Origin of the sequence: Thermotomaculum hydrothermale (assembly GCF_016592575.1) — a bacterium.
Lineage (GTDB): Bacteria > Acidobacteriota > Holophagae > Thermotomaculales > Thermotomaculaceae > Thermotomaculum > Thermotomaculum hydrothermale.
Genome location: NZ_AP017470.1, coordinates 2310120 through 2317141, shown reverse-complemented (window position 1 = coordinate 2317141; position 7022 = coordinate 2310120). Strand labels below are relative to the sequence as shown.

General features: G+C 35.4%; 7 protein-coding genes. All 7 read left to right on the top strand.

Translation table 11 applies throughout. The features are described 5' to 3' along the window. Positions 1-138: 138 nt before the first annotated feature. The 7 genes from TTHT_RS10765 to TTHT_RS10735 all read left to right on the top strand — a co-directional run bounded on the left by TTHT_RS10765 (position 139) and on the right by TTHT_RS10735 (position 6992). Positions 139-468, top strand: a complete 330-nt coding sequence (locus TTHT_RS10765) for a hypothetical protein (protein WP_201327987.1) — start codon at positions 139-141, stop codon at positions 466-468. After that, complete coding sequence (locus tag TTHT_RS10760; protein ID WP_330873144.1) at positions 450-1589, top strand: trypsin-like peptidase domain-containing protein; 1140 nt, start codon at positions 450-452, stop codon at positions 1587-1589. The genes TTHT_RS10765 and TTHT_RS10760 overlap by 19 nt, the downstream gene beginning before the upstream one ends. Beyond that, a complete protein-coding gene (locus TTHT_RS10755; protein WP_201327985.1) occupies positions 1586-3373 on the top strand; it encodes a transglutaminase domain-containing protein in 1788 nt (595 codons plus the stop codon). Before TTHT_RS10760 ends, TTHT_RS10755 begins: the two co-directional genes overlap by 4 nt. Beyond that, positions 3355-4713 carry a sigma-54-dependent transcriptional regulator gene (locus tag TTHT_RS10750; RefSeq protein WP_201327984.1) on the top strand — a complete coding sequence of 453 codons (1359 nt, stop codon included), beginning with the start codon at positions 3355-3357 and terminating at the stop codon, positions 4711-4713. The genes TTHT_RS10755 and TTHT_RS10750 overlap by 19 nt, the downstream gene beginning before the upstream one ends. A gap of 73 nt (positions 4714-4786) precedes the next feature. Then, the gene (locus tag TTHT_RS10745) at positions 4787-5809 is read left to right on the top strand and encodes a TIGR00266 family protein (RefSeq protein ID WP_201327983.1); all 1023 of its coding nucleotides are present in this window, start codon (positions 4787-4789) and stop codon (positions 5807-5809) included. Positions 5810-5890: 81 nt separating this feature from the next. Continuing rightward, positions 5891-6277, top strand: coding sequence for a chemotaxis protein CheW (locus TTHT_RS10740; protein ID WP_201327982.1), 387 nt, complete (start codon positions 5891-5893; stop codon positions 6275-6277). Then, positions 6255-6992 (top strand): metallophosphoesterase family protein, encoded by a 738-nt coding sequence (locus tag TTHT_RS10735; RefSeq protein WP_201327981.1) that lies wholly within the window; start codon positions 6255-6257, stop codon positions 6990-6992. Before TTHT_RS10740 ends, TTHT_RS10735 begins: the two co-directional genes overlap by 23 nt. Positions 6993-7022 lie beyond the last annotated feature (30 nt).

Below are 7022 nucleotides of genomic sequence, written 5' to 3'. Positions count from 1 at the left end.
TATATCAACATTGTTTTTTTGAAAAATTTTTAACATTAACATTTCAAAAATAAATATTTTTTATATGTCAAAATGACACATTGCAGTGGGCATAAATTTTGCATATATACAATTGGAAATTAAAATTTGGAGGTAAATATGTCAAAGAGGCTTAAATTAGTGTTAATTGGGACAATTATTGCAGTTGCGTCTTTCGGGTGGGGATATTTTTTCAGAGATATTATTTCTCCAGCTGCAAAAACAAAGGTTTACGCTGCCACTACAAAAAAGATCGTATCCTTACCAGACTTCAGCACAATTGCAGAAGAGGTTAACCCGGCGGTTGTTACAATTGAATCAACAACTATATTTGAACACCCTTACATAAACCCTTTCTCAAACGACGACTTTTTTAGATTCTTTTTCGGTCCAGATTTCCAACCTCAACCCCAAAAGCAGAAACAGGTTAGCTGGGGCTCTGGGTTATAATATCTAAGGATGGTTATATAGTCACCAACAACCATGTTATAGACAAGGCTAAAAAGATTGTAGTTACTTTAAAAGATGGTAGGAAGTTTGATGCCAAAGTAATTGGTACCGACCCTGAAATAGACATAGCGTTAATTAAAATAGACGCTAATAATCTCAAATATGTGCCATTAGGAGATTCCGATAAGGTTAAAGTTGGTGAGTGGGTTATCGCAATTGGAAATCCTTTAATGTACGACCACACTGTAACAGCAGGGATTATATCAGCCAAGGGAAGAAGATTAAGCTCCGGACTTGAATCATTCCTGCAAACAGACGCAGCTATTAATTTCGGGAACAGTGGTGGTCCACTTGTAAACATGGCTGGAGAGGTAATAGGGGTAAATACTGCAATTAGCGCTCAGGGGCAAAACATAGGATTTGCAGTTCCTATAAACCTGGTAAAAGAGGTTCTTCCTGATTTAAAGAAATACGGCAAGGTTGAAAGAGGTGCGTTAGGTGTAACAGTTTCAAAATTGTCGGATACTGACAAAAAGGCTTTTGGAGTTGACCATGGAGCTTTAGTTCAAAGTGTTCAACCCGGGATGGCTGCCGACAAAGCCGGGATTAAACCCTATGACATTATAATTAAAGTTAATGGGAAAGAAATTAAGACAAACGACGACCTTGTGAAAATCATCTCCTCTCATAAACCAAAGGACAAAGTGAAAATAACTGTAATAAGAAACGGGAAAGAGAAAGAGTTTGCAGTAACACTTGACTCAAGAAACGATTTTAACTCAACAAGCCAGGAAGAAACAAAAGACAATGAAAATACCTCTCCCAAATCAATAAAAGAAAAATTAGGCTTCTCAATTATGGACATTACACCGAGATTAAAATATAGGTTAAGACTACCGGAAGATGTAAACGGAGTAGTAATTACCGATATAGACCCAATGAGCGAAGCCTATGACAAATTTTTAAGAAATGGGGTAGTTATAACCGAGTTAAATAGAAAACCAATTACAAATGCATACCAGTTTGCAAATGAAATTAAAAAACTAAAAAAAGGTGATATAATTATTTTGAAGGTTTACCAGGACGGTAATTTTCGAATATTGTCACTGGAGATTAAATGACCAAAAAATTAATACCTATTTTCCTTTTTATAATAACAATAAACGGCTGGGCAACCAGCCGTTTTTCTGTTTATATAAACGGGCAAAAAAGCGGTGAAATTATAGTAAAAAGAACCTTTAACAAAAACTTTGTTATAACTGAAACTGAGGAATCCCTTACTTTAAAGAGAGGGGGAGCTATTATTAAAAGTAAAAATCTGTATAAAACAAAAGAATTAAAAGATGGTACTCCTGTTGAATTAAATTTCCGTAATTTAGAGGGAAACTCCTCTATACTCCCTGAGTTTCAGATTTTATTTAAAAACAATTCAGCCATACTGATAACCCCAATGGGCAAACAGAGTATCCCCGTTAATCTAAAAGAAGTCAAGCAGGATTACGGAGAGGAAATTACTTTAAAAAAAATGATTGAAAAGGGGATAAAGCAGGCTTCAATAAAGAAATTTGACCAGAATATTCTAAACTTTGACAAAATAACAATAACTTTCAAAGGAAAAACAAAAAAAGGTTATAAATTTATACTTAAATCAGGGACTTTAAATACTGAAGAAGAAAGATTAACCGATAAAAATGGCAACATTCTAATTTCTACAATGAACTTTGCAGGTATGGAGTTTAAAGTAGTAAACCAAAAGCTTGAAAAAAAGAAAACAAAAACAAAGGGTGCAGAGATTTTTTCTCCTTCCTTGATAAAAATAAAATACTTTGTTCCAAGGGGATTCAGCGTCTCTGAAATTACCTATAAACTTGTAAATTCATCCCCTTACGACTTTACAATAATTGAGACAGACAATCAAAAAGTTAAAATACTTGATAATAAATCCTGCCTATTGACTGTCTCAAGGGTAAAATTACCCTTAAACGCAAAACCTGATAGAGACGAAAACTATCTTAAATCCTCACCAATAATAAACCTTAATAATAAAAAACTTAAAGAAATAACAGAAAATATCAGAAAAAACAGCAAAGACACCTACTCTTTTGTCAAAAACACCATTACCTTCGTTTTCAATTACATACAAAATAAAAACTTTGACAATGTTATGGCTGACACAGACACAATTTTAAAAGAAAAAAATGGGGATTGTACCGAACATTCATTTCTTGCAACTGCAATTTTTAGAAAGGCAAAAATCCCTGCAAGGTGCGTTGTTGGGCTTGTAATGGGAGATAACATCTTTGGTTACCACATGTGGGTTGAGGTTAAATTAAACGGCAAATGGTACCCTGTTGACCCGACTCTAAACCAGATAAACCCTGACCCTACCCACATTAGAATAGACGAATTCCCAATTACCCCATCAACAATGAAAAATATATACAAAATCATTCTGCCCCTCATTCGCTCTTTGGCAATTGAGCCTGTAAAAGTAAAATTTGAAAACGGAAAAACCATTGGAAACCCTAAAAATTTCTTTGAAAACCTGTTTGGTGCAAAAAATTGGGCTTATGACAACAGGTATTTTACTTATACACTATCCAAAAAAGAAGGAATCTTTAAAGAAACGATTTACCTTGCTTCCCTTTATTCAAAAGACACAAGGCAGTTAGGGATAAACCTCTCAATGTTTGAGGGATGGGAAAAGCATTACAACCAGGATATTAAGGGCAAATATGTCATGATGTATGAAGATAAAAACAAAATAGGGTTTGCATTTGTCCATAACTCTGTTTTAATCGTTTTTGTTGCTGAAAGCTTAAGACCTGTTAAAATAGAAAAGTTCAGAGAATTTATCTATAACAAATGCTTAGAGGTAATAGAAAAATGTCAGAAAGAATTTTAATTGTTGACGATGAAAATAATATTAGGCTTACCTTAAAAACAATTCTTGAGGAAGAGGGGTACTTCTGCCTTCTTGCATCAAGCGGAAAAGAGGCAATTGAGATAATGAAAGGTCAGGAGGTAGACCTTGTCATAACTGACATATGGATGGAAAATATTGATGGTATCGAACTAATAGAGTACATGAAAAAGCATGGAATTGATGCTGAAATTATTGTCATATCTGGGCATGCAACAATAGAGCTTGCTGTTAAGGCAACAAAAAAAGGAGCATTTGATTTTCTTGAAAAACCCCTTTCTTTTGACAAGTTAATACTCTCAGTTAAAAACGCATTGGATAGAAAAAAACTTAAAGAAAAAAACAAATGGTTGCTTGAAGAGTTAAACAAAACAACCCCATTAATCGGCACTTCCCCACTATTTCAGAAATTACTTGAAGACATAGAGCTTGCCGCCCCCTCCGACGGAAGAATTTTAATTTACGGGGAAAATGGGACAGGGAAAGAAGTAGTTGCAAAGACAATACACTTTAAGTCAAAAAGGGCACATATGCCTATGGTTGATGTAAATTGTGCAGCAATTCCAGAGGAGTTAATAGAAAGCGAACTTTTTGGCCACAAGAAAGGGGCATTTACAGGGGCAACTGAGAACAAAAAAGGGAAATTCCTTATTGCAAACGGCGGAACTTTATTTTTAGATGAAATAGGGGATATGAGTTTAAAAACTCAGGCAAAGGTTTTAAGGGCATTGCAGGAAAATGAGATAACCCCTGTGGGAGAAACAAAAAGTTACCCTGTTGATGTAAGAATAATTGCAGCAACAAACAAAAACTTGCAGGACGAGATAGAAAAGGGGAATTTTAGGCAGGATTTGTACTATAGACTCAATGTAATTGAATTGTATGTGCCTTCCCTAAGGGAAAGAATTGAAGATATTCCACTTCTTGCAGAGTTTTTTGTAAAAAAATTCGCTGCAGAAAAAAAGATTGAACCTAAAGAGATCACAAATGAAGCAATGAATATTCTTATGTCTTACAGCTGGCCGGGAAATGTGAGAGAGCTTCAAAACCTAATTGAAAGGCTAATGATAATGGTACCTGACGATAAAATACTGCCAAAACACATTCCTTATCCCATTAACAAAACAACCCCTGAAAGTGAAGCACTTCTCTCTTTGAAGGATGCAAAAGAAGAATTCGAAAAGGAATATATAACAAAGGTATTAAAGATTACCCACTGGAATATCAGCCAGGCTTCAAAGTTATTGGGAATTGAAAGAAGCTATCTGCACAAAAAGATTAAAAAATACAATATTGAATTTAACGAAAAAATAAATCAATAATTGACAAACATCACAACAAAAATTTATCTTAATGGTATAATCTATTGCACACAGCTAAAAAAGGAGGAAAAATATGTCAGATGCTGTTATGTGGTATATTGCCATTGCAGGCCAGCAACAGGGGCCTTTCGGCAAAGAGGATGTTATAAAAAAACTTCAAAGCGGGGAGTTAACCCCGGATACACTTGTTTATGCTCAAGGAATAACTCAAAACTGGGTTCCTATTTCTTCAATCCCAGAGTTTGCACAGTACCTTTCAAATCAAGGGGGAGACACCCCACCTGTTCCAGCTCAAAGCACAACACAGGTTGCCCATGTTATTGACTACAAGGTATTCGGAGATGACTTACAGTTTGTAGAAATTGAGTTAGACCCCGGGGAAACAGTTGTAGCAGAAGCAGGGGCAATGATGTATATGGAAGATGGTATTGAAATGGAAGCAAAGTTTGGAGACGGCTCAAACGAAAATCAGGGGTTTATGGGCAAGCTTTTAAGCGCAGGAAAGAGAATGATTACAGGTGAATCCCTTTTTATGACCCATTTTACAAACAGGGGAAATAGAAAGAAAAAGGTTGCCTTTGGTGCCCCCTATCCAGGAAAGATTGTTCCTGTTGACTTAAAGGATGTTGGGGGAACACTTTTATGCCAGAAAGACGCCTTTTTATGCTGTGCTAAAGGGATATCATTAGGCATTGCTTTTCAGAAAAAAATAGGTGTTGGGCTTTTCGGTGGAGAAGGCTTTATTATGGAAAAATTGGAAGGTGACGGCCTTGTATTTATGCACGCAGGAGGCACAATAATTGAAAAAACATTATCCCCGGGACAGCAGTTCAAAGTGGATACCGGCTGTATTGTTGCCTATCAACCAACTGTAAACTACGATGTGCAGTTTACAGGGGGAATAAAAACCTCTCTATTCGGCGGGGAAGGATTGTTTTTAGCAACCCTTACAGGCCCTGGTAAAATCTGGCTTCAATCCCTGCCATTTTCAAGGCTTGCAGACAGGATTTACTCAGCTGCCCCTCAGACAGGCGGAAAGAGAGTGGGAGAAGGCTCAATTTTAGGTGGGCTTGGTGACTTATTAGACGGCGATTAATACATACTTTTCAATACAATATTTGAAAGGGGGGAGAAAATCCCCCTTTTTTGTTATAATTTTTTTATGAAGAGTTTTCTTTTGGCAAGAATAGGAAAAACAAAAATTGCAATAGATGTAAAACAGATACACTTTGTAATAAGGAATAATGGCATTGTGCCTTTTCCCGATATGCCTGAATGGATGGAGGGAATAATTTCATTTAGAGACAAAGTAATCCCTATTGTGAATAACAAACGAAAATTTGAATTTGAAAATGATAATACAGAAAAAAAACGAATAGTTTTGTGCGAAATCAAAGATAAAGTACTGTTTGGGCTTAATATAGACCAATACCTTGACATAATAAAAGTTGAAGATAAACAGGTTAAAAAAATGACTTTGAAAAAGGGGGAAGAAGTTATCCCTATAATAGACTTGAAAAAGCTGATAACAGAGGAAGAAATTGAATTTGCAAAAAGAATATAAATTCATTGTCTTTACCGATACCCACCTTCCGGTAGAAAACAGGAAAGAGAGATTTAATTATTTTCTTGAACTTCTAAAAAAATCAGTAGAATTAACAGAAAATATAATTCTTTTAGGAGATGTCTTTGAAGTATGGAGCGGTGTATCATACTATAACCACCGGAGAGGAAAGGCTCTTTTAGAAAAGATCAAAGAATTAAGGACAAAAGCAAAATTTATTTTAATAGAGGGGAATTGGGACTTTTTCCTGTGCAAAAACTTTGGAGAATACTTTGATTTTTGCACTGAAAAACACCTTACTCTTAATGAAAATGGTAAAACAATATCCTTTACCCACGGACACTATTTTGGAGACTGGCAAACAAGGGTGTTAAACTTTATCCTGACAAACCCTATAAGCTACTTTGCGTGGAAAACAGGGTGCTTAAAAAACCTTGAAATTAAGGTTGCCCACAAATTTTTAAATAAAGAGACAAGCCCTTTACCTGATGGGTACGACTTATCCCTTGCAGCAAAAAAATTAAAACAAAAATTCAAAGATAGCAATTTTATTTTCTGCGGCCACTTTCACGAAGAGAAGGTAATTGACAATGTCTTTTTTCTGAAAGACTATCAATCAAGCAGTTTTTTTTACGGAATAACACCAAACAGAATAGACACTTTGTTTTTTGAAAATGAAGCAATAAAAAAGGTAAAATCTATTTCCCTGAAATAAAAAAGCCGGGTTCCCCCGGCTTTTATTAAG